This window comes from Bradyrhizobium sp. CB1717 (assembly GCF_029714325.1).
Classification (GTDB): Bacteria; Pseudomonadota; Alphaproteobacteria; order Rhizobiales; family Xanthobacteraceae; genus Bradyrhizobium.
In genome coordinates this window covers 5114224-5141057 of the sequence record NZ_CP121666.1, presented here as the reverse complement: position 1 = coordinate 5141057, position 26834 = coordinate 5114224, and the positions used below count along the sequence as shown (strand labels likewise).

The following is a 26834-nucleotide window of genomic DNA, read 5'->3' as shown; positions in this document are numbered from 1 at the left end:
CGCCGCTAGTGTGAAAGAGATCACATTCTCGGCGATTTATTTCTCCTACCCCTTCGCAACGACCGGCCAACGCAGGCCGGGAGCGGGCGGGCAGAGCGGGAGACTTGGTCATGAAGACGAGGTTCTTGCGGTTTGCGGGCGTGAAGAGCCGGGCGCGCCGCGCCTCGACTGTCGGGCTGTTCCTGACGCTGTTTGCTTCCGCCGCTCAGGCGCAGCAGGGGACACCTGAACAGCGCCGGGCCTGCACTCCCGACGTCTATCGGCTCTGCGCCGGCGAGATCCCCAACGTCCGCGCCATTACCGCGTGCCTGCGCCGTAACCGATCAAGCTTGAGCGAGGCTTGCCGCACCGTGTTCGATCAGGCTCGTGGCTGACATGGCTGTCCTGTGGGTTTGTGCGCAGCAAGTGGCTCGTGCGGGCTGGCGAATCCGGCATAGTCGGGCTGTGGATATGCTGCGGACAGCCTGTGGAATGCCGGTTGATTTGCTGCGGATATCCCCGCAGATGCTTCGGCCCGGCGGCGTATTTCCGGTGGTGACCGTCATATCTCCGTCAAATCTCTTTATCGAATGATTCCCTGATCGGCATTGATGATTTTTTGGCCGGCCAGATTGTGCCATCAACTTTGATCATTTCGTTCTTCCGAATTCGAAATGCCGCACCAGGTGGCAAGGCAAAGATGCTCTGGCGAGATAAGCCGCGAGGGCGGGGGCATGTCGACGAGCGCGTAAGAGGGAAACGGCGATTACCGCTTGCTCGTCATTGCGCGACTCTGGATTGCTTCGTCGCAAGAGCGCCGCGCAACGACGATTGATCCGCCGTGAACCAGGGGTGATCACCGGCCTTGAACGTGCCGCCTGCCGGCAGCGACTAAACCCATAGAGTGCACAAGGATCAGTGGAACGTGATCGAGCTTCCCCTTCCTAAAGCACCAAAATGGTGCTTTAGTGCTTTCCATGAGCCAGTCGCCCCGAAACGCGCCGTCCGCGCTGCGTTACAGGCTTGCCCCTGACCCGGCCGCCAAGGCCGCCATCGAGGCGACATTCCAGGCCTATGACCGCATGATGGAGATCCTCGACGAGGTGGCGCGGACCCATAACGTGGGTTCCAACGTCGTCCTGCTCCACGCCCACGCCTATGAGCCGATCCGGAAAGAAACCGCGCTGCCCTCGCGCCTGGTGACGCTGGGCCTGCGCGACCGCACGGAATATCGCGCGGCGCAAGGCCGCCGCCTGCCGCTCGACGACAAGCTCGCCAAGATCAAGGGCCCCGCCACCATTTCGATTGCGACCGTGCAAGGGCGCTTCAGCGTGCCCTTCGACTACGCCGGCTATGCCGAGGGCTGGGGGCAGAGCGTGCCCGCGCGCCTCATCCGCAGCGACGACGGCTTCGAAGTTCACTACGGCGTCACGCCGAACAGTCTGCCAGAGGAGGAGAACGCCATGGATACCATCGCTGCCGCCCCCGACAACTTCCTGTCCCGGGTCGGGCGCCTGATCGCCGGGATCGCCTATGACGCGATCGAGCAGGCGGAGGGCAAGAACAAGCTCAAGGTGGTTGGACAGGCCATCCGCGAGATCGAGCGCGCCGAAAGCGAGGCGCGCGACGCGCTCGCGGCCGCACGCGCCGAGGAATACCGCCTCAACGCGCGCCGCACCGAGATCGAGCGCGAGATGACCGATCTCGCCCCCAAGATCGAGGGCGCGATCACCGATGGCCGCGACGACCTCGCCCGCGCCGGCATCGCGCGGCAGATGGACCTTGAGGCGCAGTTCGAGGTGCTCTCCCGTGCCATCGACGAGAACAACGAGAAGATCGAGCAATGCGTGACCTCGCTGCGCGCGGTGCTGTCGGCACTCCAGGATGCCGAGCAGCGCCGCGCCGATCTTGAAAAGAGCGAGGCACATGCCGGCCATCAGGCCGCGACGTCGCCCCGGAAGTCCGGCGGGGCTTTCGCTACAGCCAAGGCCTTGCGGGCGGGCAGGGCGGTGGCACGCGCGACCGGCGTGCCGCAGGGCATCCCGTATTCGAGCGACATCGATGAACTGAGCGCGCTTCATCGCGACAAGGAGATTGCGGCGAGGCTCGCACGGTTGAAGTCGCGCTCCTGAGTGCCGTGTCATGAGCGCATTGCTCGAACACGTGATGTCGCCCGAGGTCAGGCCGTTCGCGATCGCGGCGGCCATGATCGTCATCGTCGGCACGCTCGAGGTGATCACGATGCTGGTCGGGGCTTCCCTCAGCGAGATGCTCGGCACCAGCATCGATTTCAGCCACCCCAGCGACAACGGCGTGCTCAACGCCATCTCCTGGATCAATGTCGGCGGCGTACCGCTCTTGATCTTCCTGTTGCTGGCGCTCGGCGCCTTTTCCATCACCGGCTTCCTGATCCAGGACGTCGCACGGATGGTCGCCGGTCCCTTGCCGGCGACGGTCGCCTCGCTGGGGGCCGTCGCGGTGTCGGTACCGCTGGTACGCGCCGCCAGCGGCGCCATCGCGCGGATCATTCCCAAGGACGAGAGCTATGTCGTCGGCCTCGGCGATCTCGTCGGCCGCGTCGGTGAGGTCGTCATCGGTCCGCTCGACCAGGGGCCGCCCGGCCGGGTCAGCGTCGCCGACGTCCACGGCAACCGCCACTTCGTCCTGGCGGTCGCGGCACCTACGTCGTCGCCCCTGCCGCAGGGAACTCTGGTCCTGCTGGTCGATCGCGATGGGACCCGCTTCGTGGCGGTGAAGGCCGAGGATGAACTCAAACCGTCCAAGCCACCTCTAAGCAGCAGCTAAGTCATTCATTGGAGAAAGTCATGTTCGACATCGCAGTCCCGGCCATGATCGGCGTCGCGCTGATCGTCGTCCTGGGGATCGTCTTCACCATTCTCTACAAGCGCGCCACGCGTGACGAGGCGTTCGTGCGCACCGGCCTCGGCGGCAAGAAGGTCGTGCTCGACGGCGGCGCCATGATCCTGCCGATCTTCCACTCCTATGCCAGCGTCAACCTGAAGACGCTGCGGCTCACCGTGGAGCGCAAGGAGCGGGAATCCCTGATCACCAAGGACCGCCTGCGCGTCGACATCGTCGCCGAGTTCTACGTGCGCGTCCGCCCCGATGAGGAAAGCATCGCGTTGGCGAGCCAGACGCTGGGCGCGCTGACCAACGATGCCGAGGCGCTGCGCAACCAAGTCGAGGCGAAGTTCGTCGACGGCCTGCGCTCGGTTGCCGCGACCATGAGCATCCTGGAGCTTCAGGAGAAGCGCTCGGACTTCGTCAAGCACGTGCAGTCCACGGTCGAGTCCGACGTGAAGTCGAACGGGCTCGAGCTTGAATCGGTGTCGCTGACCAAGCTCGACCAGACCGACGTCAAATTCTTCAACCCAGAGAATTTCTTCGACGCCGAAGGTCTGACCCAGCTCAAGACCGTCACGGAGACCCGCCGGCGCGACCGCAACGCCATCGTGCGCGACAACGAGGTGGCGATTGCGCAAAAGGACCTCGAGGCGCGGCAGCAAACCCTCGGCATCGAGCGGACCAAGAAGGAGGCCGAGCTGTCGCAGGAGCGCGACATCGCCAACAAGACCGCCAGCACCCGCGCCGAGGTCGCAACCGCGACCCAGACCGCGCGCCTCACCGAGGAGAACGCCCGCATCGACACCGACCGGGCCGTTGCCGAGAAGGAGGCTGGTGCCAAGCAAGTCAAGGAAACCGCTGTCATCGAGTCGGATCTGGCGATCAACAAGCGCAAGACCGACGCCCAGCGCGAGATCCAGATCGCAACGCAAGAGAACGAGATCCAGATCGCGGCCAAGAGCAAGCAGACCTCCGAAGCCGTGGCCGAAGCCAAGACGGCTGAAGCAGTTGCCGTCTCGGCAGAGGAAAAGGTTCTGACCGCACGCGCGGTCGAGGTCGCCGATCGCGCCCGTCTCACCCAGGTGCTGGCTGCACGGACCGAGGCCGAGCGCAAGTCGACCGAATTGATCGTCGCGGCCGAAGCCGAGAAGAAGGCCTCGCTCGACCGTGCCGAGGCCGTCAAGACGCTCGCCACGGCCGAAGCCGAATCCAACAAGATCAAGGCGGTCGGCGTGCGGAACATCGGTGAGGCCGAGGCCGCCGTCATCACGATGAAGAACGAGGCGCAGAACAAGCTCGGCAGCAACGTCATCGATTTCGAGATCGCCAAGAAGCGGATCGAGACCATGCCCTCGGCGCTGGCCGAGATGGTGAAGCCGATCGCCAACCTCAAGGATGTCCGCATCCTCCACACCGGCGGTGCGTTCGGCGGCAATGGCGCAGGTAGCGGCAACGTCGGTTTCGGTGAAGGCCTTGCCGGCGAGCTGCTCAAGGTGCACGCGCTGCGTCCGATGATCGACGAGATCCTGCGCCAGAGCGGCTTTGCGCCGGGGGACGATCCGGTGAAGGCGCTGGTCGGCGCCGTGACCGGCAAGAGCAACGGCGCCGCTGTGCCGGCTCCCGCGCCTGAGAAAACAAACAGCGCTGATCTATGAATGCCGGTTCATTGCTGCTGAGAATTCGAAACGATAAGAACAGGCCCGTTGCGCGTCTCGCGTCGCGCAACGCGCCGGAGTGCGGATCGATCGCGTATTGAATCCGTCGATCGCACTCCGGACGACTCCTCGAGGCAACGCCATTTGTTGCCGCGGCGCCTGCGCCGATCGACGTCAGGCGCTTACAGCCTGTTTCGATCGGGAGCATTTCACATGAAGTATTTTCTGTCCGGACTGATCGCGATCGGTCTTTCGATCGCGGCCACGGGGTCGTTCGCTGCCGATGCCCGCAACGTCACCGTCGTCAACGAGACCGGCTATGCCATCAAATTCCTCGGCTTCAATGCGCCGGACGATGGTCTGGACGAATGGGAGAACGAGCTCGACAAGGTCTTGCAGAACCAGGCGAGCACCTATGTCGAGTTCGACGAGGACGACGAGGGCTGTGTCTGGAACATCCGCGTCGATTGGCAGAACTATGACGAGTCGGTGCTCTGGAAGAACGTCAACCTCTGCAAGTTCACCGCGCTCCGCCTGCGCTACGATTCCGGCACCAAGACCACCTCGTTCGTCGCGGAGTAGTTTCGCCTGACAGATGGGGAGGGGGGCCGGCCCAGCCCCTTCCTCGGATGCGTTGCGGAAGATGACGAATTCGTCCTTTGCAAGCGCAACCGGCTTTGTTATACGCACCCGCGCGCGGACGACAGTTCGCCCTTTTCCTCGGTAGCTCAGCGGTAGAGCATCCGACTGTTAATCGGATGGTCGCTGGTTCGAATCCAGCCCGGGGAGCCAAATTCCGCTGTAAGTTCATTGACTTGTGAGCGCTCGCTGATGCGACGCGCGATGCCGCTTGAGTCATCGCTCAACACTTGTCTCAACACTTGGCGGCCCGATACACGCAGAATCGCGTTCAAGCAGTTGTGTCCGGCAGCGCCATCGCTGCCGCCGGGATGGCACCAAATCGACTTAATTCAAATCGAGCTTCGCTGAGCCGGACTCTTACGGAGCTGATTCCTATGCCCGACATCCAGATCGACCGCGCCCAGCTGGCTCCCTCGATTCTGCCGGCCGACGTTCCCGAGCTCAGCGACGACGAATGCCTCGCCTGTCTTGCACGTGCGGTCGAGACCCCCGATTCGGCGCGGCTGGATGAGGTGGCCGCCCTGATCGGCCGCCTCGCGGTGACGATCGAATAATCCGTCCTGTTCCCTGATGCGCGTGAGTTGCGGGAGCCTTGGCCGGCTCACGTCAACGGCCATGTTGCGTTTTCGCCGAGCATGTTCCAAAGATGCCGCCAACTTCCGTCCGCGGCATCGTCCGCATTTCAGGGTCCGCAAATGTCCGGTTTCTCGACCGCGCGCCTCAAAATGGTCGATGGCCAGGTGCGCACCAATGACGTCACCGATCGTCGTATTCTCGATGCCATGCTCACGGTTCCGCGCGAGGCCTTCGTGCCGGCGAGCCGGCAGGCCTTGGCCTATCTCGACCTCGACCTCGATGTGAGCGAGGGCGCCGCCAAGCGGTTTCTGATCAAGCCGCAGCTGACCGGCAAGCTGCTCCAGGCCGCCGAGATTGACGAGGGCGACAGCGTCCTGGTCGTCGGCTGCGCGACGGGCTACCTCGCCGCGCTGGCGGCCAAGCTGGCGCGTCAGGTCACCGCGACGGAGTGCGATTCGGCTCTGGCCGCGAAGGCCAGGGAGGCCTTTGCCACCCTCGGCCTCGCCAACGTCACCTGCAAGGCCGCTGCCTGCACCGAAGGCGATCCGTCTGCCGCACCCTATGATGTGATCATCCTCAACGGCGCCGCCGAGGTGACCCCGGAAGGGCTGCTCGGGCAGCTCAGGGAAGGCGGGCGTCTGGTGGGCGTGTCGGCCGAATCGCGGCCGCCGCGGGCGGTGATCGTGACCCGGACCCACGGCGAATTCGGCCATCGGGCGCTGTTCGACGCCACAGCTCCGGTCCTTCCCGGGCTGGAACGGGCCGCCGCCTTCGTCTTCTGACGGCCGAAATCCCGTTAAAATCCCGTTCTGAATCAGAAGTGTGGCCGGGATGCTGCACGTGAAGAGTTTCCACCGAGAACTACCTTGAGGTAGTTCCGTCGCGGCAATCCGCGTCCTATGTTGCGGCGGGGCAACGACTCCACTCGGTAGACGGTAACCCGGCTCGCGGGCACGAGCCGGGCGTTAAAATGAAACGGAAATTTTGGGATGCATGGGGTGAAGCTCTTCACCGGAGCTGCGGTTTCGGTCCTGCTGCTGGCGCTGGCCGGGCCGACGCCTGCCTTGGCGGACACGATCGAGGCCGCCTTGGTGCGCGCCTATCAGAACAATCCGCAGCTCAACGCACAGCGCGCGCAGGTGCGCTCGACGGACGAGAACGTGCCGCAGGCTTTGTCCGGGTATCGCCCCAAGGTCGCACTGACCGCGAGCGGCGGCTATCAATATACGGATTTGCAGAGCGGCGTGGGGAGTAGCGCAATCCACGGATCGGTATTGCCTCGCAGCGTTGGCGTTACCGCTACGCAGACGCTCTACAATGGCAACCAGACTGCCAACAGGACGCGCGCCGCGGAGAGTCAGGTTTCAGGCTCCCGCGAAGCGCTGCGCAGCCTCGATCAAACCGTGCTGCTCCAGGCCGCGACGACCTACATGGATTATCTGCGCGATGCCGCCACGCTGGAAGTCCAGCGCAGCAACGTGCGCGTGCTCGAGCAGACGCTGAAGCAGACCCGTGATCGTTTCAACGTCGGCGAAGTGACGCGCACCGACGTTGCGCAATCGGAAGCGCAACTTGCGGCCGGCAAAACGCAGGCGCTCACCGCGGAGGCGAACCTCACCACGACGCGGGCGAACTTCCGCCGCATCATCGGCAACGAGCCGACGAACCTCGCGCCGGGCTCGCCGGTCGACCGGTTCCTGCCGTCAACGCTCGCTTCGGCGGTCGAGCTCGGTCTGATCGAGCATCCCAACGTCACTGCCGCAATGTATGGCATCGACGTCAATTTCCTGCAGGTCAAAGTCGCCGAAGGTGCGTTGCTGCCGACGGTTACGATCCAGGCAGCGGCCACGCAGTCCAACGAACAGTCCTTGATTCAGTTGCGCTCGTTCAACGCATCCGCGATCGCGCAGGTCTCGGTGCCGATTTATCAGGGCGGTAGCGAATATTCGCTGATCCGCCAATCCAAGGAAAACCTGGCGCAGCAGCGTCTTAACCTCGAAACCACGCGCGACCAGACTCGTGCGAACGTGGTGCAGTTCTGGGGGACGTTGCAGGCCGGCAAGGCGCAGGTGCAGTCTGCGCAGGCGCAGGTGACGGCGTCCGAGATCGCACTCAACGGTGTGCGCGAGGAAGCCAAGGCCGGTCAGCGCACCACGCTCGACGTGCTCAACGCGCAGCAGGCGCTGGTCAATGCGCGCGTCGCGCTGGTGACCGCGCAGCACGACCGCGTGGTGGCATCGTATAACGTCCTTGCCGCCGTCGGCCGTCTGTCGCCGCAGGTGCTCGGCCTTGCGACCACGGTCTACGATGCCAGCGTTCACTACCATCAGGTCCGTGACAGCTGGGGTGGCGTGCGTACGCCTGACGGGCGCTAATTCCCGTAAGTATCCGGTCGGCCTCGCGAACAATTGCGGCCGACCGGTGCTTTGCTTGCAATCATCAAAATCCCTGACATAGCCTTGCCAAGAAGATGCGGATCGATTCGCTCCGCAGCCGATGTCGTATGCGTAGAGCTTGAGTGCCGAGGGCAGGGCGCCGCCGCACGTTGAGCCGTGATCTGGGGACAAGTCGGGCTGCCGCGGCGAAAATGTCGGGGCGCTCGTTGCGGAACCGGCCAATCCTGTCGTGCTTGGTGTAAAACAACGCATGCGAGGGCGTTGATGATGTGGAGTCGGAGATGACGCAGCCTGCAAAGGTCACAGAACCCTCCATGGAGGAGATTCTGGCCTCGATCCGGCGCATCATTGCCGACGACGAGGCCAAGCCGCCGCCGGCCGAAGCTGCGAAGCCCGAGAAGGCTGCGGCACCCGCCGCGCCGCCGAAGCCGATGAACGACATTCCGCCATCCAAGGTCGCTCCGCCCAAACCTGCCGCCGAAAAGCCCGCACCGCCGCCGGCCCCAAAGCCGGCTCCGGCACCGCCGCCACCCGCGCCCGCTGCGGATGCCGGACCGAACAGCCAGGACGATATCGACGCGCTGCTGGCCGGGCTCGACGCGGCCACGCCTGCGCCCGAGGTCCGTGCTCCAGAACCGGAGCCCGAGCCTGAACCCGACGTGCTCGAATTGACCGACGAAATGGCGATGGACCCGGCGCCGACACCGCCCCCGCCGCCGCCAAGCTTCCGCAAGGTCGAGCCGCGCGACGATCTCGAATTCGCCGAATCGCCACCGCCGCCGCGTCCGGCGCCTCCGCCCTCCTACGCGCCGGTGGATTTCGAGGCGCCACCGCTGCCGCTGCAACAGCCGATCCTGGCGCAATCGACCGTCTCCGCGGTCGAGTCCGCCTTCAACTCCCTGGCCCATACGGTCCTCAGCAGCAATGCGCGGACGCTGGAGGATCTGGTCAAGGAGATGCTGCGTCCGATGCTGAAGTCCTGGCTCGACGACAACCTGCCGGGCCTGGTTGAACGCATCGTGAAGGCCGAAATCGAGCGGGTCTCGCGCGGCGGCCGGTAGAGGCACAGCCGGGGCCCTCTTTAAGCCCCGCTTAAGTATTATATTGAGCGTTCCGGACGGGCCACGAAGCCGCGTTGCCGCCGCGGCTTTCGCTGACCGTTTCCGTTGACCTTTTCGTTGACTTGCCCCCCGTGCGCGGCTTTCTAGCAGCCCATGATCGAGAAAAATTACCAGCCCGCCGATATCGAAGCCCGCATGTCCGTCGTGTGGGAGGACAGCCTTGCCTTCAAGGCCGGCCGTCCCGACCGCCGCGACGCGGTGCCCTTCACCATCGTGATCCCGCCGCCGAACGTGACGGGCTCGCTGCACATGGGCCACGCCCTCAACAACACGCTCCAGGACATCCTGTGCCGGTTCGAGCGCATGCGCGGCCGCGACGTGCTGTGGCAGCCCGGCACCGACCATGCCGGCATCGCCACCCAGATGGTGGTCGAGCGGCAGCTGATGGAGCGCCAGCAGCCCGGCCGCCGCGAGATGGGCCGCGAGAAGTTTCTCGAGCGGGTCTGGCAGTGGAAGGCCGAGAGCGGCGACACCATCATCAACCAGCTCAAGCGGCTCGGTGCGTCCTGCGACTGGTCGCGCGAGCGCTTCACCATGGACGAGGGCCTGTCGAAGGCCGTCGTGAAGGTGTTCGTCGAGCTGCATCGCGACGGATTGATCTACAAGGACAAGCGGCTGGTGAACTGGGACACCAAGCTCCTGACCGCGATCTCCGATCTCGAAGTGCAGCAGACCGAGGTCAAGGGTAGCCTCTGGTATCTGCGCTATCCGATCGAGGGCAAGACCTTCAGCCCCGAGGATCCCACGACCTTCATCGTGGTCGCCACCACGCGTCCTGAGACCATGCTCGGCGACACCGGCGTTGCCGTGCACCCCGAGGACGAGCGCTACCAGAAGCTGATCGGCAAGAACGTGATCCTGCCGCTGGTCGGCCGCAAGATCAAAATCGTCGCCGACGAATATTCCGATCCCGAGAAGGGCTCGGGCGCGGTCAAGGTGACGCCGGCGCACGACTTCAACGATTTCGAGGTCGGCAATCGCCACGGCCTGCGCCGCATCAGCGTGCTCGACAAGGAAGGCTGCCTCGATCTCCTCGACAACGAGGATTACCTGCGCGACCTGCCGGAAGGCGCCGCGCAATTCGCCGAGGAGTTCAACAAGGTCGATCGCTTCGCGGCGCGCAAGCGCATTGTCGAGCGTTTGGAGTCGTTCGGCTTCGTCGAGCGGATCGAGCCTCACACCCACATGGTGCCGCATGGCGACCGCTCCAACAGCGTGATCGAGCCATACCTGACTGACCAGTGGTATGTCGACGCGAAGACGCTGGCAAAACCGGCGATCGCGGCGGTGCGCTCGGGCGAAACGACCTTCGTGCCGAAGAACTGGGAGAAGACTTATTTCGAGTGGATGGAAAACATCCAGCCTTGGTGCATCTCGCGCCAGCTGTGGTGGGGCCATCAGATCCCGGCCTGGTATGGGCCCGACGGCAAGGTGTTCGTCGCCGAAACCGAGGAAGAGGCGATCAGCCACGCGCTCGGCTATTACGTCGAGCAGGAGGTCATCACGGTCGAGCAGGGCCGCGAGATGGCGCTCGACCGCAACAAGCGCGAAGGCTTCATCACGCGTGACGAGGACGTGCTCGACACCTGGTTCTCCTCGGCGCTATGGCCGTTCTCGACGCTCGGCTGGCCCGACGATACGCCCGAGGTGCAGCGCTATTACCCGACCAATGCGCTGGTCACCGGCTTCGACATCATCTTCTTCTGGGTTGCCCGCATGATGATGATGGGCATGCACTTCATGAAGGAGATCCCGTTCTCGACGATCTACATCCACGCCCTCGTCCGCGACGAGAAGGGCGCCAAGATGTCGAAGTCGAAGGGCAACGTCATCGATCCGCTCAACCTGATCGACGAATATGGCGCGGACGCGCTGCGCTTCACGCTGGCCGCGATGGCGGCGCAGGGCCGCGACATCAAGCTCGCAACCAGCCGCGTCGAGGGCTACCGCAACTTCGCGACCAAGCTCTGGAACGCGTCCCGCTTTGCCGAGATGAACCATTGCGCCGAGCCCGACGGCTTCGAGCCGGCCAAGGCGAAGGAGACGCTGAACCGCTGGATCGCGCATGAGAGCGCGCACACCACGCGCGAGGTGACCGAGGCGATCGAGGCCTATCGCTTCAACGATGCCGCCGGTGCGATCTACCGCTTCGTCTGGAACGTCTATTGCGACTGGTATGTCGAGCTCGCCAAGCCCGTGCTGCTCGGCCCGGACAGCCCCGCCAAGGACGAAACCCGCGCCATGGTGGCCTGGGCACGCGACGAGATCCTGAAGCTGCTGCACCCCTTCATGCCCTTCATCACCGAAGAGCTGTGGGAGGTGACGGCCAAGCGCGACGGCTTGCTCGCGCTGGCGCCGTGGCCGCTGAAGCCGTCCGAACCGACGCCGGAGCAGCTCGCGATGCTCGCTGCGGCGGCCGGCCCGACCGATCCGCTGATCTCGCCGGCCCTGGTCTTGCCGATCTTCGACCATGCCGACTTCACCGATCCCAAGGCGGAAGCCGAGATCGGCTGGGTCATCGACCTGGTCACGCAAATCCGCTCCGTGCGCGCCGAGATGAACATCGCGCCGGCGACGCTGACGGCGCTGGTGCTCGCGGGCGCCTCGGCTGAAACGAAGGAGCGCGCGCCGCGCTGGACCGACGTCATCAAGCGCATGGCGCGGCTGTCCGACATCTCCTTCGCCGACCGTGCCCCCGACGGTGCCGTTCAGCTCCTGGTGCGCGGCGAAGTGGCCGCGCTGCCGCTCAAGGGCGTGATCGACGTTGCCGCCGAGCGCACGCGCCTCGACAAGGAGATCGGCAAGGCCGACGCCGACATCAAGCGCGCCGAATCCAAGCTGGCGAACGAAAAGTTCGTCGCCAACGCGGCCGAGGAGGTCGTCGAGGAGGAGCGCGAGAAGCGCGAGGCGGCGCTGGCCCGCAAGGCCAAGCTGCTGGAGGCGCTGGAGCGGCTGAAGCAGGCTTCGTGACCCCAGCGTCATTCCGGAGCGATGCGCAGCATCGAATCCGGAATCTCGAGGTTCCGGGTTCGCGTCTTCGACGCGCCCCGGAACGACAACTACTTCGGAAACGGCTTGCTGAGAAACTTCGAGCCCCTGACGCCATAGCGCCAGGGCAGCTCGACGGCCTTGGTAATGCCGATCCGGATGCCTGTTGCGACCTCCAAATCCTCCGTCCGCGCATGCAGCGCGATCGGCGGCCGGTCCAGGGGCAGCGTGTTGTGCGCGATGGTGATGCCGAGCGCCTCGGTCAGCTTGCCCGGGCCCGAGCACAGCGCGTGTAGGTCCTGGAGATGGCGGCGGCGGCGCATCGCAGCCAAGCCATGTGTCGGCTCCAGTGCGCGGATCAGGACGGCGCTGGCCGAGCCCTCCTCCTCGCAGACGAAGTTCACGCACCAGTGGATGCCGTAGGAACGGTAGACATAGGCATAGCCGGGCGGCCCGAACATCACCTGGTTCCGCGGCGTCGGGCCATTATAGGAGTGCGCCGCCGGCTCGGTATGATGATAGGCCTCGACCTCGACGATGATCCCGCCGACGCCGTCGACCAGCATGGTCGCACCGATCAGGTCGTGGGCGACCTCGCGGACGTTGCGCGCGAAAAAGGCACGCTTCAGGGCCTTGCCAAGCCGAGGTGTGGAAGGTTTCGAGACTGGAGCCATTCGAGGTGAGAATCGCCTGAGAACAGAGCAGGATATTGCCCATATCTGCCATGTTCCCTGAAGTGGTGCGAGCCGGGTTGCGATGCCGGGCCAGACCGACTAGGTAGGACCTGAACAGACCGGATACCCTATGGTCGTTATTGTCGATACCATCTCGAACCCGCTGCGCCCGCGCCACCCTGAAAAGGTGAATCGTCCTGATTCCGCTTCGCCGCCGAAGCCGGACTGGATCCGCGTACGCGCGCCCAATACCCGCGGCTATGCCGACACCCGCAACATCGTGCGCGCCAACGGCCTGCACACGGTGTGCGAGGAGGCGGGCTGCCCGAACATCGGCGAGTGCTGGGACAAGAAGCACGCGACCTTCATGATCATGGGTGACACCTGCACCCGGGCCTGCGCCTTCTGCAACGTCAAGACCGGCCTGCCCAACGCGCTGGATGCTTCCGAGCCGCGGAACGTCGCGGAGGCCGTGGCCAAGCTCGGTCTCGCCCACGTCGTCATCACCTCGGTCGACCGTGACGACCTCACTGACGGCGGCGCCGAGCATTTTGCCCAGACCATCCGAGCGATCCGCGCCGCGTGCCCCTCGACCACGATCGAGATTCTGACGCCGGACTTCCTGCGCAAGGATGGCGCGCTCGAGGTTGTTGTCGCGGCGAGGCCCGACGTGTTCAACCACAATCTCGAGACCGTGCCGTCGCGCTATCTCACGGTGCGGCCCGGCGCGCGCTACTTCCATTCGATCCGGCTGCTGCAACGGGTCAAGGAGCTCGATCCCACCATCTTCACCAAGTCCGGCATCATGGTCGGCCTCGGCGAGGAGCGCCACGAGGTGCAGCAGGTGATGGACGATCTGCGCTCGGCCGACGTCGACTTCCTGACGATCGGGCAATATCTGCAGCCGACCCGCAAGCATCACGCGGTGATGCGCTACGTGCCGCCGGACGAGTTTTCGTCCTATGAGAAGATCGCCTACACCAAGGGCTTCCTGATGGTGTCGGCGAGCCCGCTCACCCGTTCCTCGCATCATGCCGGCGAGGATTTTGCGAGACTGAAGGCCGCGCGGGCAGCTAGCGCCCGCTGAACCGATATGCCCAAATTTTCGAGCAAGCGCCGTGTCAATCACAGCGCATCCGAGATGTTTGATCTGGTCGCCGACGTCGAGCGCTACCCGGAATTCGTGCCCCTGTGCAGCGCACTGAAGGTGCGCCAGCGCATGGCGAAGCCCGACGGCACCGAGGTGCTGATCGCGGACATGACGGTGTCGTTCAAGCTGGTCAAGGAATCCTTCACCAGCCGCGTGACGCTCGACCGCGCCAATTTGAAAATCCTCGTCGAATATCTGCAAGGTCCGTTCAGTAAGCTCGAAAATCGCTGGACGTTCGAGCCCAAAGGCCAAGAGGGGGGTGAGGGCGTCTGCGACGTCGGTTTCTTCCTCGCCTACGAGTTCAGGAGCCGCATGCTGGCGATGCTGATGGGCTCGATGTTCGATGCGGCCTTCGCGCGGTTCTCGGCCGCGTTCGAGAAGCGGGCGGATGCGATCTACGGGCGGCCGAAGCTGGCGCCGACGTAGAGCGTTACCCTCTTCACCGTCATTGCGAGGAGCGAAGCGACGAAGCAATCCAGAGTCTTTCCGCGGAGGGATTCTGGATTGCTTCGCTACGCTCGCAATGACGATGTGGCTGCAGGCGAGCCAATTACTTCAATCCACTGCCTTCACCACATCAGGCGGCTGCGAGGCGTAATACGCCGCGGCCTGCTCGATCTCCTGCGGCGTCATTGCGCGGGCGATGTTGCGCATCTGCTGGCTGATGTCGTTGCGGCGCTCGCCGGATGCGAAGGCCTGGAGCTGCGCCTTCATATAGGCCTCGGACTGGCCTTCCAGCCACGGGCTGCCGGTCTTGTTGTCGAGACTGCCGTGACAGGAGCCGCAGGGCGCGATGCCGCGCATCGGGGCGCCGTAGATGACGATGTTGGGTTTGGGAAGCTGCGGCGTCGGGTGATAGGCGGGCAGCCGCGGCAGGTAGGCGTAGTAGAGCGAGAGATCGGCGATCTCCTGATCGGTCAGATTGACGGCGAACGGCGACATCACGGCATTGGTGCGAGCACCGGAGCGGAAATCGTGCAGCTCCTTGTAGATCACGGCCGCGTACTGGCCAGCGAGGTTTGGCGAATCCGCGCGGCTGATGCCAGTCGGGCCGTGGCAGATGGCACAGCGCTGCGCCAGCGTCGCGCCGCGGCCGATCGCCTCCTGGCTCGGGCGCGACAGCGTTTTTGACGTGAGCACGACCTCCGACAGGCGCTTTGCCTGTTCAGGCGCCGTGACGTTCGCCGCGCGCTGGGGCACACCGGCAGCGCTGCAGATCGCGTCCCAGACGTTGGCGAACTGGACCCAGGGCTGGGCGAAGGGTAGCACGATGAAGCCCACAATCGCCGTCACGATCAGAATCGCAACGGTAATGCCGACGCCGCGTGTGAAATGCGGATTGCTGAAGGTGAAGAGGTCGCGCGCGCTCATCACTGCGCTCCCACATAGACGGCCGGCACCGACGTGCCCTCGGTCATCGCCAGCGTCAGGATCGGGTAGCCGTAGTTGGTGAGGGTGAGCGCGATCATCAGCGCCACCCAGAGCGCGTGGGTGTTCAGCGCGATCGGCACGGTCGCGGGCTGGTGCACGGCCAGCGCAAAGCGATAGGGTCCGGCCTCGGCCTGAGGTGCGCGCATGCCGCGGGCGAGGATGACCAGGAACAGGATGCCCGAGGCCAGCAGGATGAAGCCGCCGATCGCGGAGAAGGTGACCGAGAGCGCCTGCGGCGCGATCGCGGGATCGCCGAAGTCGAAATAGGCCATGCGGCGCGGCATGCCGAGGATGCCGACCCAGTGCCACGGGAACGTGGTGACGATCATGCCGATGAACCACAGCCAGAGCTGGGTGCGGATCAGGCGGAGGTCGATGAGCTCGCGCCCGGTCAGATGCGGCCACAGATCATAGGCGATCGCGAAATACATGATCACGATGGCGCCGCCGAAAATCAGGTGGAAATGGCCGGTGATCCACTGCGTGTTGTGGATCGACGCATCGAGCTGATAGCCCATGTTGATGAGGCCGCCGGCGCCGCCGAAGCCGAGCATGACGAAGGAGAAGGCCAGCGCCAGCATCATCGGATTGTCCCAGGGCAGGGTCCTGATCCAGCCGAACATTCCGCGCCCGCCACGCAACCGCGCCGCGATCTCGACCGAGGCGCAGATCGTGAACACCGTCAGCAGCGTCGGCAGCGCGACCAGCGCGGTGAAGGCCGAATGGATGAACTTGAAGCCGGCGCCGACCATCGGATCGGCAAAGGTGTGGTGCATGCCGATCGGCATCGCCACCACCAGGAACAGGATGAACGAGATCCGCGCCATGCTGTCGGAATAGACGCGGCCGCCGATCGCCCGCGGCACGATGGTGTAGTAGGCGATGTAGGTCGGCATCAGCCAGAAATAGACGATGGCGTGCAGCGTCCAGGAGAAGAAGACGCGGGCGAGGCCAGCGTCGATCGTGGCCTTCAGTCCCGCCGCGACGGGAATGATCTGAAGCAGCAGCTCGAGCGCGGCGCCAACGGCGGTCCAGGCCCAGAGGTAAGCACCCGCGACATTGGCGAACATCGCGAGCGGCACCGGCGCGCCGGGATGGGCCTTGCGCCAGACGCGCAAATTGATCGACATCAGCGCGACCCAGATCCAGGAGCCGACCACGACCAGCACGACGCCGAGATAGTAGAAGACGTTGCCGATCAGCGGCGGATAGAAGGTGTAGAGCACCGAGGCGCGCCCCAACGCGACCGGAATCACCGCCATGACGCTGCCGATGACGATCAGCCAGAAGCCGGTCCAGGCCCAGCGCACGCCGACCAGGCGCTGCTCCAGCGCGGACTCGCTGATGGCATAGCCAAAACCCATCGCGACCAGCGTCGGGAAGACGTAGCCCATCACCGTGCCGTGGGCGGTGAGCGAGCGGTAGTAGAGCTCGGGATTGGACAGCCAGGTCCCGATCGGACTGCGGATGAACATCTGCCAGGCGCCAAGCGTCAGCGCGATGCCGAACACCGCGAAGGCGAGCCAGAAATGGGCGAGGATGAGCTTCCTATTGACCAACACAGCTCAGCCTCCCGCCGCCTTTCGCACGACCCGCGAATTCGATCTTGTCGATCACCTTGACCTTGCCCCACATGCCCTCATGACCGAAGGAACAAAACTCCTGGCAGGGCATCAGATAGTCGCCGGTCCTCGCAAAGCGCATCAGCTGCTCGGAGATGTAGCCCGGCACCAGCATGGTATTGATGTTGGTGCCCTGGATCAGGATGCCGTGCACGACGTCGGCGCTGGTGGCACGCAGCGTGATCGGCGTGTCCACGGGCACCACGATGCAGGCCGGCGTGAAGGAATATTGCTGGCCGATCGCGCGCACGGTGACATTGCCGTTGGCCTCCAGCACGCTGCCGAGATTGCTCTCGACGAATTCGCCGGACAGATGAATCCGCGAGGGATCGGTGGTCTCGACGCGTGGCTGCGGCATGGTCGCGCGGTGGATGCCGGCGAAGGCCGCGAGCAGCGCCATCATCACGATGATGATCACGGCAATGGTCGCCCAGCGCCGCTCGACGCGGGCCGCGACCTCGGCGCTGGCGCTGCCGTTTCCATGGGTTTCCTCAGTGCTCATTGCAGCGGCCCGCGCGGCAGGAAGACGAACAGATAGAAGGCGAGCCACATCGCGACCACGCAGGCGGTGGCGATACCGGCGAGCAGAAGCGCGCCGGAGGGACCTTGTGCCACAACCTCCTCGACGGCCTGATCGGCGGCGGCTGGGCTGGTCGGCGGATCGGAATTGATCATGACGGATCTCAGTTCAGCGGTGCGGAGCGCAGCTCGTTGGCCTCGCGCGCCGAGACCGGCGTACCGCGATTGCCCCAGGCGGTGCGGATGTAGGAGACAACGGCGGCGACCTCATTGTCGGAGAGGAGGCCGGCGAAAGGCGGCATGCCGTAGGGCATCGGGTTGCCCTTGGTGCCGGGTGGATAGCCGCCATTGAGCACCATGCGGATCGGGTTGACCGCCGACTGCATCTCGATCGACTGGTTGTTGGCGAGCGGCGGCCAGTGCGGCGGCTTGCCTTCGCCCTGCGTGCCGTGACAACTCGCGCAGTTCTTGTCGTAGACGGTCTTGCCGAGGCTGATCAGCAGGCTACTCTCGGTGGTCGGCAACGCCGAGCTTGCCGGCGGCGGCGGCGAGGGTTCAGAGATGCCCTTGAGGTACACCGCCATCGCGCGCGTGTCCTCGTCGCTGAGATATTGCAGGCTGTTGTGCACGACCTCGGCCATCGGGCCGTAGACGACGCCCCGCGCCGAAACGCCGGTCTGGAGCAGATCAGTAATGTCCTTGATGCTCCAGTCACCCAGTCCCGCCTCGCGGTTGGAGGTGAGGGACGGCGCGTACCAGTTCTGCATCGGGATCAGGCCGCCCTTGAAGGCGTCCGATTGCGAGGTGCCGCCGAGTGCGTTGATCGGCGAATGGCACATGCCGCAATGGCCGAGGCCTTCGACCAGATAGGCGCCGCGATTCCATTCCGCCGACTTGGTCGGGTCGGGCTTGAACTCGCCCTCGCGGAAGAACAGCGTGCGCCAGCCGAGGATGAGCTGGCGGTTGTCATAGGGGAAGCGGAGGTCGTGCGGCCGGTTCTTCTGATTCACCGGCGGGATCGAGCGCAAATAGGCGAAGATCGCGTCGCTGTCGGCGCGCGTGACCTTGGTGTAGGAGGCGAACGGCATCGCCGGATAGATCAGCCCGCCGTCGGGGTAGCGGCCGCTGTGCATGGTCTTGTAGAAATCGTCAGCGCTCCACTTGCCGATCCCGGTCTCCGGATCGGGCGTGATGTTGGAGGTGTAGAGCGTGCCGAACGGGGTCGGCATGGCGCGACCGCCGGCGAACAGGCGTCCTTCGGGCGCGGTGTGACAGGCGGTGCAGTCGCCGGCGCGCGCGAGATATTCGCCGCGCGCGATGATGTCGCTGGATTTGTCGCCTGTTTTTTCTTGCGCCTGCGCAACCGTCGTGAGCGCGGCGAAGGTGAGGATTGCGATCGACAGTTTCGAGCCCATCATCCGCCTCGTCAGTTGGGCTGGCTGCCGCAGCCGAACGGCAGCGCGTAGGTGCCTTTCGGCACGGGAGCCGGGTTGGCAGGCGCGGGACGCGTCGCGAGCCAGGCTGCGACGGCGGTAACATCTGCTTCCGTCAGGTGTCCGGCGACGAGCTGCATGCAGTCGGGCGACTTCGCCGTGCGCGTGCCGTATCGCCAGGCTCCGAGCTGCGCGCTGATATAGGGGGCACGGAGGCCAAGCAGGCCGGGGATGCCGGGCTGCATGCCCGTGAGGCCCGGGCCGTGACAGCTCACGCACGCCGGTATGTTACGACCGGCATCGCCGCTGGTCGCGAGCAATTCGCCCTGCGCCAAGACGTCCTTGCTGACCTCACTCGGCGCCGGCTGGGGCAGCGGCGGATGCTCGCTGGCGAAATACTCCGCCATCGCTTCGAGATAGGGATCCGGCAAAAACTCCAAGAGATAGTTCATCGGCGGATATTTGCGCCGGCCGCTGCGGAAGGCGAGGAGCTGGTTATAGAGATAGCCGGCGGGCTTGCCGGCGAGCCGCGGGAAATAGACGTCGCTGGTGCCTTCGCCCTTGTTGCCGTGACAGGGCGTGCAGGCCTCCACCCGCGCCGCCATCGTATCCGGCGGCTGGTTGGCCGTTTGTGCGGCCGCACCATCAAACGCGGCCAAAGTGACAATGACGGCGGCCGAGGCCGCGGTGCGAGCGAACACTTGCGTCGCCCTCCACAAGACTGGTCCGGTTGATTCCGGATCACAAAGTAGGGCGGCATTATTGCGCCAATATTTTCCTGCGCAAGATCAGGCACGTGTCACGACGTTTGGTCGCGCCTGCACATTTATGATCCCGATCGTTTTCGACAAAAATTGCGTGCTTTTTGGAAAGCAGGCATGACGCTTTAATCTCGCGACGCGTTTCGTCCGAGCTTTGCTTCGTCGTGTCGCGCTCTCTTTGTCAGAGGGCGCAGGGAAGGCCGGGTGCCGGCCGGGCACCCACGGTCCACTGTGCGAAGGTTGCGCTACAAGAGGCTGCACAGCGGCATACAGGTGAAGCCCAACACACGGCCTTCCCTGCGCAGTGGTTTGACGGCTTATGCCGCGCTCTCCCCGGGGAGCGATGCACTATTGCCCCCGTCGCCTTGCCGATGGCTGATGCACGTGCCCGGTCGGGCCGCCGCATCACCGCAAGACTTGGCGCTCAGACCCCGGGCGCCAGGACGACACGGTTTTGCCGTACGCAAATCACACCGGTCGTGTGCGCGATGGCGTCCGCTCACGGTTGCCCGCCCCGCGATGCCTTCTCGCGCCGATGTGACGAACGTCCACCGCCGCTCACCCCACGTTTCGTGACGATCGCGATACGCCCCTCTGACCGGGATGAGGTGACGCACGAATACGCCAAAGCCGAATTTCGGTAAAGTGGAATATTTTCGCGCGCGGCGGTTGACCCGCCGGATGGGTGTTTTGCCCGACCAGCAGCACAAGGGCTTGTAGATATGGGCGGACACCGGCGAGCCGGGCGCACAATCCGAAATCAAGACTTCGCGCGGCCGAAGCTGACAAGTGCAGTTTGTGCCAAAAGGCGGCGCAATGACGGAACACCCCTTGCCGCGAGCGGTACACCTGCAAGGGCTGTATTTCATGGGATGTTCAACTAAAATCTGAGTCGGGCGCGGGGGCTTGTGGAGTGGGACTGGAGATATGGCGCGCTGGAAGCAATCGTGGAGCGAGGACGATCTCAACCGGCTCAGGAAGCTCGCAGGCACCAAGCCAATCACGACGATCGCGAAAGAGCTCGGACGGACCACGGGAACGGTGCTCGCGAAGGCGATCGAGCAAAAGCTTCCCGTCATTTATCGGACCGAGCGAACGGCGCAATGACAGGACATGCGGGGCAGCGGATGTCCCGGCTTCCGCCTTCGCTCGTTGAGCTTCGGCGGACAAGTCGCTCACCCGAGCGAGGGGGCGTCAGCCCCTTGGCGAGCGTGGCGGCCGGCGCTTCACCGCATGCCGGCGCGGCGAGCGGGTGACGCGCGGGCGCAGGCGGCTGGCGGCGGTGCGTTGCGGCTTGGCCGCGACTTGCGGGCCGCGGGCGAGATCCATCAGCATGCGCAGCGCCTCGACCACCGAGCGCGCGCGCACCGCACTGCGGCCGATCGCGCCAAAACGGTGCTCGCGGTGGATGATGCGGCCGTCGCGCGCGGCAGCGGCAAAGTGCACGAGGCCGACCGGCTTGCCCGGCGTGGCGCCACCGGGGCCGGCGATGCCGGTGATGGCGACGGCGAGATCGACATCCGCACGCTCGAGCGCGCCGATAGCCATCGCGGTTGCGGTCTCCTTGCTCACCGCGCCGAAATTCGTCAGCGTGCCGGCTTCGACGCCAAGCATCGCGCGCTTGGCGTCATTGGAATAGGTGACGAAGCCGCGGTCGATGACGTCGGACGAGCCGGGGATGTCGGTCAGTGCGCCGGCAACCAGGCCGCCGGTGCAGGACTCCGCGGTCGCGATCGTCAGCTTGCGCATCCGGCACAAATCCAGCAGCGAGCGGGAGAGGGCGCGTGCGTCGCTGCCGCCCATGGCTTACGCGCTCCAGGGAAGGCGGATGGTGGCGCTCGCGGTGGCCGCGATGCCTTCCTCACGGCCGGTGAAGCCGAGCCGCTCGCTGGTCGTCGCCTTCACCGCGACGCGGGAGATGTCGACGCCGGAGATCTCGGCGATGCGCGCGCGCATGGCGTCGCGCAAGGGGCCGATCTTCGGCCGCTCGCAGATCATGGTGACCTCGAGATTGGCAACGCGGCCGCCGCGCGCCGTGACGCGTTCGATGGCGTATTTCAGGAACTGGTCGGAGGAGGCGCCCTTCCACTTGGCGTCGCTCGGCGGGAAGTGCGAGCCGATGTCGCCGTCGGCGAGCGCGCCGAGAATGGCATCGACCAGCGCATGCAGGCCGACATCGCCGTCGGAATGCGCCAGGAAACCCTTGCTGTGCGGCACACGCACGCCGCAGATCATGACATGGTCGCCTTCGCCGAAGGCATGCACGTCGTAGCCGGTACCGGTCCTGATGTCGCCGAGCTGGGCAGCCAGGCGCGCTTCCTCGCGCACGAAATCCTCGGGAGTGGTGAGCTTCATATTGGCAACATCGCCTTCAAAGGTCGCAACCGTCAATCCCGCCCATTCGGCAATCGCGGCATCGTCGGTGAAATCGGAGCGTCCGTCCTTCGCGGCGCGACGATGCGCCTCGAGGATGACATCGAAACGAAAGGATTGCGGCGTCTGCGCGATCCGCAGGCGCGACCGGTCCGGCGTGTCCTCGACATTGCCGCTCTCGCCGGTGAGCTTGATGGTATCGGTGACGGCAACGACGGGGATCGCAGCGCCGGTGCGGCTTGCCGCCTCGATCGCGCGCGAGATCACGCCTTCAGAGACGAACGGGCGCGCGGCGTCATGGATCAGGACGATGTCCGGCTTGTGCTTGGCCAGCGCCTCGAGACCGGCGAGCACCGAAGCCTGACGGGTGGCGCCGCCATCGGCCGGCGGCTCGTGCTTCAACCCCGCGACAGCTGCCGTGAACATGGCGCTGTCGTCGGGGTTCACCACCGGCTGCACCGCAAACACATCAGCGTGGCGGCTGAAGGCTTCCATGGCGCGATAGATCACAGGCACGCCGCCGATCTCGCGATATTGCTTGGGCCCGCCGGCGCCGGCGCGCAGGCCGCGTCCGGCCGCCACGAGGACGACAGCGGTGCGTTGTGATTTCGCCATAGGACTCAAATACTCAGTTGCTAATGAAAGAGCAGGGGGTGATTTGCCGGCATGCCTCTAGCACGGCAGGCCCGCAAAAAAAGGGGGTTTCCCCGGATTGTGGGAAACAGCATTTTGCTGCACTGCACTTGAAAGATCTGCAGAACTGTCTAAACTGTAGGCATGACGCTTGACTGCACAAGAATTGTGCGCAAGATAGGTCATGGCCAGCGCGATGAGGCGCTGCTGAGTTGACGAGACCCCTGTGACCGGCCCGGCAGTATCCGGCTCTAAGCCGTTGAAAATAGGCGATATTGAAGTCGCCACCCCGGTCTTCCTGGCGCCGATGTCGGGGGTGACTGACTCGCCCGTTCGGCGGTTGGTGGCCGAGCTCGGGGCCGGTCTGGTTGTGTCCGAGATGACCGCGAGCGATGAGCTTGCCAACGGCCATCGGATGTCGCGGTTGCGTTGCGAAGCGACGGGAATCGGTCCGCACGTGGTCCAGCTCGCAGGTTGCGAGGCGCACTGGATGGCCGAAGGCGCCCGGATCGCGGAGGTCGAAGGCGCCGACATCATCGATATCAACATGGGCTGTCCGGCCCGCCACGTCACCGGCGGCCAGTCCGGCTCCGCCCTGATGCGCGATCTCGACCACGCCGTCAGCCTGATCGATGCGACGATTGCGGCGGTGAAGGTGCCGGTGACGCTGAAGATGCGGCTCGGCTGGGACGACCGCAGCCGCAATGCACCGGAGCTGGCGCGACGCGCGGAAGCCGCCGGCGTCAAGCTCGTCACCGTTCACGGCCGCACCCGCTGCCAGTTCTACAAGGGCGAGGCCGACTGGGATGCGATCCGCGCCGTACGCGAAGCGATCTCGATTCCACTCATCGTCAATGGCGACATCACGTCATACGAAAAAGCGCGCGCGGCGCTCGAGGCCTCCGGCGCCGATGCCGTGATGATCGGCCGCGGCGCGCAGGGCCAGCCCTGGCTGCCGGGCCAGATCGGTCGCCGCCTCATGGGCGGGGCGGCAGAAGCCGCGCCGTCGCTGCAGACGCAGCTCCATTATGTCCGCACGCTCTATGATGGCGTCTGCGCACTCTATGGAATGCGCGTCGGCCTCAGACACGCGCGCAAGCATCTGGGCTGGGCGCTCGACGTCGCGGCCGATGCGAGCCGCGCGCCGGCTGCGAAGCTGAAAACCTGGCGCCAGAAGATCCTCACCTCCGAGGATCCGCGCCTCGTTCACAGTTCACTGCAAGATGCCTTCGACGACTTCGCATGGAGCGCTGCTGCATGAGCTCAGCCGTTGAACATCGTCGGCCGCTTGCGTCCGACAGCGATGCCATCCTGGACGCGCTTCCCAACCCCGTGCTCATGATCGGGCCGGACGGCAAGATCGTCGCCGCCAACATCGCGACCGAAGCCTTCTTCGAGATCTCGACGCAGTTCCTGAAGCGGCAGTCGCTGAAAGAGCTGGTGCCGTTCGGCAGCCCCTTGCTGGCGCTGATCGACCAGGTGCGCTCCTCGAATTCGCCGGTCAACGAATACAAGGTCGATCTCGGCACGCCGCGCATGGGCGGCGACCGCCAGGTCGATCTGCATGTCGCCCCGCTCACCGAGCGGCCCGGCCATATCGTGGTGATGCTGCAGGAGCGCACCATCGCCGACAAGATGGACCGCCAGCTCACCCACCGTAGCGCGGCGCGCTCGGTGATAGCGCTAGCAGCCATGCTCGCGCACGAGATCAAGAATCCGCTTTCGGGCATCCGCGGCGCGGCGCAGCTTTTGGAGCAGCAGGCCTCGTCCGAGGACCGCATGCTGACGCGGCTGATCTGCGATGAGGCCGACCGCATCGTGACGCTGGTCGACCGCATGGAGGTGTTCGGCGACGAGCGTCCCGTGGTGCGCGGCCCCGTCAACATCCATTCGGTGCTCGATCACGTGAAGCGGCTGGCGCAGTCGGGCTTTGCCCGCAACATCCGCTTCATCGAGGATTACGATCCCTCGCTGCCGCCGGTGCTGGCGAACCAGGATCAACTGATCCAGGTGTTCCTCAACCTCGTGAAGAATGCCGCCGAAGCGCTGATCGACGTGCCCGACGCCGAGATCCAGCTCACCACCGCGTTCCGCCCCGGCGTGCGCCTGTCAGTCCCCGGTCAAAAATCCCGGGTATCCCTGCCGCTCGAATTCTGCGTGAAGGACAATGGACCGGGCGTGCCGGATGATCTTCTGCCCAACCTGTTCGATCCCTTCGTGACCACCAAGCAGACCGGTTCCGGCCTCGGCTTGGCGCTGGTCGCAAAAATCGTCGGCGATCACGGGGGCATCATCGAATGCGAATCTCAGCCGCGCAAGACCACCTTCCGCGTGCTGATGCCGATGTATTCCACATCGGTGAAACATGCCGATCAAAGCAGTCGCGACGGCTCTGCCGGGAAGTCGTCGTCTGCGTCACAGGGGGCAAAATGAGGATTAACGATGCCCGCAGGTAGCATTCTCGTTGCTGATGACGACACCGCCATCCGCACGGTTCTCAATCAGGCACTTTCCCGCGCCGGCTATGAAGTCAGGCTCACGGGCAACGCCGCAACGCTGTGGCGCTGGGTCAGCCAGGGGGAGGGCGATCTCGTCATCACCGACGTGGTGATGCCGGACGAGAACGCCTTCGACCTGTTGCCGCGGATCAAGAAGATGCGGCCGAACTTGCCCGTCATCGTCATGAGCGCGCAAAACACCTTCATGACGGCGATCCGCGCTTCCGAGCGCGGGGCGTATGAATATCTGCCAAAGCCCTTCGACCTGAAGGAGCTGATCGCCATCGTCGGCCGCGCGCTGGCCGAGCCGAAGGAGCGGGTCTCGACGCCGGACGAGGACGCCGAGATGGAGGCGATCCCGCTGGTCGGCCGCTCGCCGGCGATGCAGGAAATCTACCGTGTGCTGGCGCGCCTGATGCAGACCGACCTCACCGTGATGATCACGGGCGAGTCCGGCACCGGCAAGGAGCTGGTGGCGCGCGCGCTGCACGATTACGGCAAGCGCCGCAACGGCCCGTTCGTCGCCGTCAACATGGCGGCGATCCCGCGCGACCTCATCGAATCCGAGCTGTTCGGCCACGAGCGCGGTGCCTTCACCGGCGCCAACACCCGCGCCTCGGGCCGGTTCGAGCAGGCCGAGGGCGGCACGCTGTTCCTCGACGAGATCGGCGACATGCCGATGGAGGCGCAGACCCGCTTGCTGCGCGTGTTGCAGCAGGGCGAATACACCACCGTCGGCGGCCGCACGCCGATCAAGACCGACGTGCGCATCGTCGCGGCCTCCAACAAGGATCTGCGCGTCCTGATCCAGCAGGGCCTGTTCCGCGAAGACCTGTTCTTCCGCCTCAACGTCGTGCCGCTGCGGCTGCCGCCGCTGCGCGAGCGCATCGAGGACCTGCCGGATCTCGTACGTCACTTCTTCGCGCTCGCCGAGAAGGACGGTCTGCCGCCGAAGAAGCTCGACACGCTGGCGCTGGAGCGGCTGAAGCAGCACCGCTGGCCCGGCAACGTCCGCGAGCTCGAGAACCTCGCCCGGCGCCTTGCCGCGCTTTATCCGCAGGACGTGATCACGGCCTCCGTCATCGACGGCGAGCTGGCGCCGCCCTCGGTCAGTCCGGGGGCCGTGGTCCAGCAGGGCGTGGACAATCTCGGCGGCGCGGTCGAGGCCTATCTGTCCTCGCACTTCCAGGGCTTCCCGAACGGCATGCCGCCGCCGGGCCTCTATCACCGCATCCTCAAGGAGATCGAGGTGCCGCTGCTCACGGCGGCGCTCGCCGCCACCCGCGGCAACCAGATCCGCGCCGCCGACCTGCTCGGCCTCAACCGCAACACGCTGCGGAAGAAGATCCGCGATCTCGATATCCAGGTCTATCGGAGCGGGGGCTAGACTTCATGAAGCCGACGGTGGCTCAGCTCCCCCTACCACAGCGGAGCTGAGCCTGTCCGGATCGCGCTGGCCGTTGTGGCTGGCGCGGTGAGCAGAAGTCCTGATGGGGCCGAAATGTTCCGTGGGAACCG

At 65.1% G+C, this 26834-nt stretch carries 25 protein-coding genes and 1 tRNA gene; 17 read left to right on the top strand and 9 right to left on the bottom strand.

All coding sequences use genetic code 11. The features are described 5' to 3' along the window. The first annotated feature begins 110 nt into the window (after positions 1 to 110). The 11 genes from QA649_RS24440 (at position 111) to QA649_RS24390 (ending at position 12204) form a co-directional block, all read left to right on the top strand. Positions 111 to 374 carry a hypothetical protein gene (locus QA649_RS24440; protein WP_283019432.1) on the top strand — a complete coding sequence of 88 codons (264 nt, stop codon included), beginning with the start codon at positions 111 to 113 and terminating at the stop codon, positions 372 to 374. Positions 375 to 947: 573 nt separating this feature from the next. After that, positions 948 to 2111, top strand: a complete 1164-nt coding sequence (locus QA649_RS24435; protein WP_283019431.1) for a PspA/IM30 family protein — start codon at positions 948 to 950, stop codon at positions 2109 to 2111. Positions 2112 to 2121: 10 nt separating this feature from the next. Beyond that, positions 2122 to 2784: an OB-fold-containig protein gene (locus QA649_RS24430; protein WP_283019430.1), complete on the top strand. Its 663-nt coding sequence runs from the start codon at positions 2122 to 2124 to the stop codon at positions 2782 to 2784. Between the two features lie 20 nt (positions 2785 to 2804). After that, positions 2805 to 4499, top strand: a complete 1695-nt coding sequence (locus QA649_RS24425) for a flotillin domain-containing protein (protein ID WP_018641877.1) — start codon at positions 2805 to 2807, stop codon at positions 4497 to 4499. 213 nt (positions 4500 to 4712) lie between these two features. Continuing rightward, positions 4713 to 5081, top strand: a complete 369-nt coding sequence (locus tag QA649_RS24420) for a hypothetical protein (protein ID WP_283019429.1) — start codon at positions 4713 to 4715, stop codon at positions 5079 to 5081. A gap of 135 nt (positions 5082 to 5216) precedes the next feature. After that, a tRNA-Asn gene (locus QA649_RS24415) sits at positions 5217 to 5291 on the top strand. Between the two features lie 224 nt (positions 5292 to 5515). Further along, positions 5516 to 5695, top strand: a complete 180-nt coding sequence (locus tag QA649_RS24410; RefSeq protein WP_018641879.1) for a hypothetical protein — start codon at positions 5516 to 5518, stop codon at positions 5693 to 5695. A 141-nt stretch (positions 5696 to 5836) separates the two neighbouring features. Then, a complete protein-coding gene (locus tag QA649_RS24405; RefSeq protein ID WP_283019428.1) occupies positions 5837 to 6499 on the top strand; it encodes a protein-L-isoaspartate O-methyltransferase in 663 nt (220 codons plus the stop codon). Positions 6500 to 6706: 207 nt separating this feature from the next. Beyond that, positions 6707 to 8092, top strand: a complete 1386-nt coding sequence (locus tag QA649_RS24400) for a TolC family outer membrane protein (protein ID WP_283019427.1) — start codon at positions 6707 to 6709, stop codon at positions 8090 to 8092. A 302-nt stretch (positions 8093 to 8394) separates the two neighbouring features. Beyond that, positions 8395 to 9174, top strand: coding sequence for a DUF2497 domain-containing protein (locus tag QA649_RS24395; RefSeq protein WP_283019426.1), 780 nt, complete (start codon positions 8395 to 8397; stop codon positions 9172 to 9174). A gap of 153 nt (positions 9175 to 9327) precedes the next feature. Next, the gene (locus tag QA649_RS24390; protein WP_283019425.1) at positions 9328 to 12204 is read left to right on the top strand and encodes a valine--tRNA ligase; all 2877 of its coding nucleotides are present in this window, start codon (positions 9328 to 9330) and stop codon (positions 12202 to 12204) included. Between the two features lie 89 nt (positions 12205 to 12293). Here QA649_RS24390 and QA649_RS24385 read toward each other — a convergent pair whose 3' ends face one another. Next, complete coding sequence (locus QA649_RS24385; RefSeq protein WP_283019424.1) at positions 12294 to 12896, bottom strand: DNA-3-methyladenine glycosylase; 603 nt, start codon at positions 12894 to 12896, stop codon at positions 12294 to 12296. Positions 12897 to 13026: 130 nt separating this feature from the next. Between QA649_RS24385 and lipA the strand changes: the two genes are divergently transcribed. Next, complete coding sequence (lipA, locus tag QA649_RS24380; RefSeq protein ID WP_283019423.1) at positions 13027 to 13983, top strand: lipoyl synthase; 957 nt, start codon at positions 13027 to 13029, stop codon at positions 13981 to 13983. Positions 13984 to 13989: 6 nt separating this feature from the next. Next, complete coding sequence (locus QA649_RS24375; RefSeq protein ID WP_283019422.1) at positions 13990 to 14472, top strand: SRPBCC family protein; 483 nt, start codon at positions 13990 to 13992, stop codon at positions 14470 to 14472. 129 nt (positions 14473 to 14601) lie between these two features. Here QA649_RS24375 and QA649_RS24370 read toward each other — a convergent pair whose 3' ends face one another. From QA649_RS24370 to QA649_RS24345, 6 genes are read right to left on the bottom strand one after another with little or no spacing between them, the layout of a single operon-like run. Then, on the bottom strand, positions 14602 to 15417 hold the full coding sequence (locus QA649_RS24370; RefSeq protein WP_283019421.1) for a c-type cytochrome: 816 nt from the start codon (positions 15415 to 15417) through the stop codon (positions 14602 to 14604). Next, positions 15417 to 17039, bottom strand: coding sequence for a b(o/a)3-type cytochrome-c oxidase subunit 1 (locus QA649_RS24365; protein ID WP_283019420.1), 1623 nt, complete (start codon positions 17037 to 17039; stop codon positions 15417 to 15419). Before QA649_RS24365 ends, QA649_RS24370 begins: the two co-directional genes overlap by 1 nt. After that, complete coding sequence (locus QA649_RS24360; protein WP_283019419.1) at positions 17026 to 17601, bottom strand: cytochrome C oxidase subunit II; 576 nt, start codon at positions 17599 to 17601, stop codon at positions 17026 to 17028. The genes QA649_RS24365 and QA649_RS24360 overlap by 14 nt, the downstream gene beginning before the upstream one ends. Further along, entirely contained in the window at positions 17598 to 17774 is a 177-nt protein-coding gene (locus QA649_RS24355) for a hypothetical protein (RefSeq protein ID WP_198964245.1), read from the bottom strand. The genes QA649_RS24360 and QA649_RS24355 overlap by 4 nt, the downstream gene beginning before the upstream one ends. A gap of 8 nt (positions 17775 to 17782) precedes the next feature. Continuing rightward, the gene (locus QA649_RS24350; RefSeq protein ID WP_283019418.1) at positions 17783 to 19033 is read right to left on the bottom strand and encodes a cytochrome c; all 1251 of its coding nucleotides are present in this window, start codon (positions 19031 to 19033) and stop codon (positions 17783 to 17785) included. A gap of 11 nt (positions 19034 to 19044) precedes the next feature. Then, the gene (locus QA649_RS24345; RefSeq protein WP_283019417.1) at positions 19045 to 19752 is read right to left on the bottom strand and encodes a c-type cytochrome; all 708 of its coding nucleotides are present in this window, start codon (positions 19750 to 19752) and stop codon (positions 19045 to 19047) included. A 987-nt stretch (positions 19753 to 20739) separates the two neighbouring features. On the opposite strand from QA649_RS24345, the gene QA649_RS24340 reads away from it, so the two are divergent. Continuing rightward, on the top strand, positions 20740 to 20919 hold the full coding sequence (locus QA649_RS24340) for a hypothetical protein (RefSeq protein WP_018641893.1): 180 nt from the start codon (positions 20740 to 20742) through the stop codon (positions 20917 to 20919). Between the two features lie 87 nt (positions 20920 to 21006). On the opposite strand, the gene QA649_RS24335 is transcribed toward QA649_RS24340, so the two are convergent. Both QA649_RS24335 and QA649_RS24330 read right to left on the bottom strand, forming a co-directional pair. Beyond that, entirely contained in the window at positions 21007 to 21615 is a 609-nt protein-coding gene (locus QA649_RS24335) for a CinA family protein (protein ID WP_018641894.1), read from the bottom strand. Between the two features lie 3 nt (positions 21616 to 21618). Continuing rightward, complete coding sequence (locus QA649_RS24330) at positions 21619 to 22800, bottom strand: bifunctional 2-C-methyl-D-erythritol 4-phosphate cytidylyltransferase/2-C-methyl-D-erythritol 2,4-cyclodiphosphate synthase (RefSeq protein ID WP_283019416.1); 1182 nt, start codon at positions 22798 to 22800, stop codon at positions 21619 to 21621. A 277-nt stretch (positions 22801 to 23077) separates the two neighbouring features. Between QA649_RS24330 and dusB the strand changes: the two genes are divergently transcribed. Genes dusB through ntrC form a run of 3 tightly spaced genes read left to right on the top strand, consistent with a single transcriptional unit; the run spans position 23078 to position 26703 of the window. Continuing rightward, on the top strand, positions 23078 to 24079 hold the full coding sequence (gene dusB / locus QA649_RS24325) for a tRNA dihydrouridine synthase DusB (protein WP_283026090.1): 1002 nt from the start codon (positions 23078 to 23080) through the stop codon (positions 24077 to 24079). After that, positions 24076 to 25251, top strand: coding sequence for a nitrogen regulation protein NR(II) (locus tag QA649_RS24320; protein WP_283019415.1), 1176 nt, complete (start codon positions 24076 to 24078; stop codon positions 25249 to 25251). Before dusB ends, QA649_RS24320 begins: the two co-directional genes overlap by 4 nt. A gap of 9 nt (positions 25252 to 25260) precedes the next feature. Further along, the gene (gene ntrC, locus QA649_RS24315; RefSeq protein ID WP_283019414.1) at positions 25261 to 26703 is read left to right on the top strand and encodes a nitrogen regulation protein NR(I); all 1443 of its coding nucleotides are present in this window, start codon (positions 25261 to 25263) and stop codon (positions 26701 to 26703) included. The last annotated feature ends 131 nt before the right edge of the window (positions 26704 to 26834 follow it).

Coding starts and splice junctions, on each gene's coding strand:
- QA649_RS24440 (WP_283019432.1), top strand. CDS start 111: ATGAAGACGAGGTTCTTGCGGTTTGCGGGCGTGAAGAGCCGGGCGCGC.
- QA649_RS24430 (WP_283019430.1), top strand. CDS start 2,122: ATGAGCGCATTGCTCGAACACGTGATGTCGCCCGAGGTCAGGCCGTTC.
- QA649_RS24425 (WP_018641877.1), top strand. CDS start 2,805: ATGTTCGACATCGCAGTCCCGGCCATGATCGGCGTCGCGCTGATCGTC.
- QA649_RS24420 (WP_283019429.1), top strand. CDS start 4,713: ATGAAGTATTTTCTGTCCGGACTGATCGCGATCGGTCTTTCGATCGCG.
- QA649_RS24410 (WP_018641879.1), top strand. CDS start 5,516: ATGCCCGACATCCAGATCGACCGCGCCCAGCTGGCTCCCTCGATTCTG.
- QA649_RS24405 (WP_283019428.1), top strand. CDS start 5,837: ATGTCCGGTTTCTCGACCGCGCGCCTCAAAATGGTCGATGGCCAGGTG.
- QA649_RS24400 (WP_283019427.1), top strand. CDS start 6,707: ATGCATGGGGTGAAGCTCTTCACCGGAGCTGCGGTTTCGGTCCTGCTG.
- QA649_RS24395 (WP_283019426.1), top strand. CDS start 8,395: ATGACGCAGCCTGCAAAGGTCACAGAACCCTCCATGGAGGAGATTCTG.
- QA649_RS24390 (WP_283019425.1), top strand. CDS start 9,328: ATGATCGAGAAAAATTACCAGCCCGCCGATATCGAAGCCCGCATGTCC.
- QA649_RS24385 (WP_283019424.1), bottom strand. CDS start 12,896: ATGGCTCCAGTCTCGAAACCTTCCACACCTCGGCTTGGCAAGGCCCTG.
- lipA (WP_283019423.1), top strand. CDS start 13,027: ATGGTCGTTATTGTCGATACCATCTCGAACCCGCTGCGCCCGCGCCAC.
- QA649_RS24375 (WP_283019422.1), top strand. CDS start 13,990: ATGCCCAAATTTTCGAGCAAGCGCCGTGTCAATCACAGCGCATCCGAG.
- QA649_RS24370 (WP_283019421.1), bottom strand. CDS start 15,417: ATGAGCGCGCGCGACCTCTTCACCTTCAGCAATCCGCATTTCACACGC.
- QA649_RS24360 (WP_283019419.1), bottom strand. CDS start 17,601: ATGAGCACTGAGGAAACCCATGGAAACGGCAGCGCCAGCGCCGAGGTC.
- QA649_RS24355 (WP_198964245.1), bottom strand. CDS start 17,774: ATGATCAATTCCGATCCGCCGACCAGCCCAGCCGCCGCCGATCAGGCC.
- QA649_RS24350 (WP_283019418.1), bottom strand. CDS start 19,033: ATGGGCTCGAAACTGTCGATCGCAATCCTCACCTTCGCCGCGCTCACG.
- QA649_RS24340 (WP_018641893.1), top strand. CDS start 20,740: ATGGCGCGCTGGAAGCAATCGTGGAGCGAGGACGATCTCAACCGGCTC.
- QA649_RS24335 (WP_018641894.1), bottom strand. CDS start 21,615: ATGGGCGGCAGCGACGCACGCGCCCTCTCCCGCTCGCTGCTGGATTTG.
- QA649_RS24330 (WP_283019416.1), bottom strand. CDS start 22,800: ATGGCGAAATCACAACGCACCGCTGTCGTCCTCGTGGCGGCCGGACGC.
- QA649_RS24320 (WP_283019415.1), top strand. CDS start 24,076: ATGAGCTCAGCCGTTGAACATCGTCGGCCGCTTGCGTCCGACAGCGAT.
- ntrC (WP_283019414.1), top strand. CDS start 25,261: ATGCCCGCAGGTAGCATTCTCGTTGCTGATGACGACACCGCCATCCGC.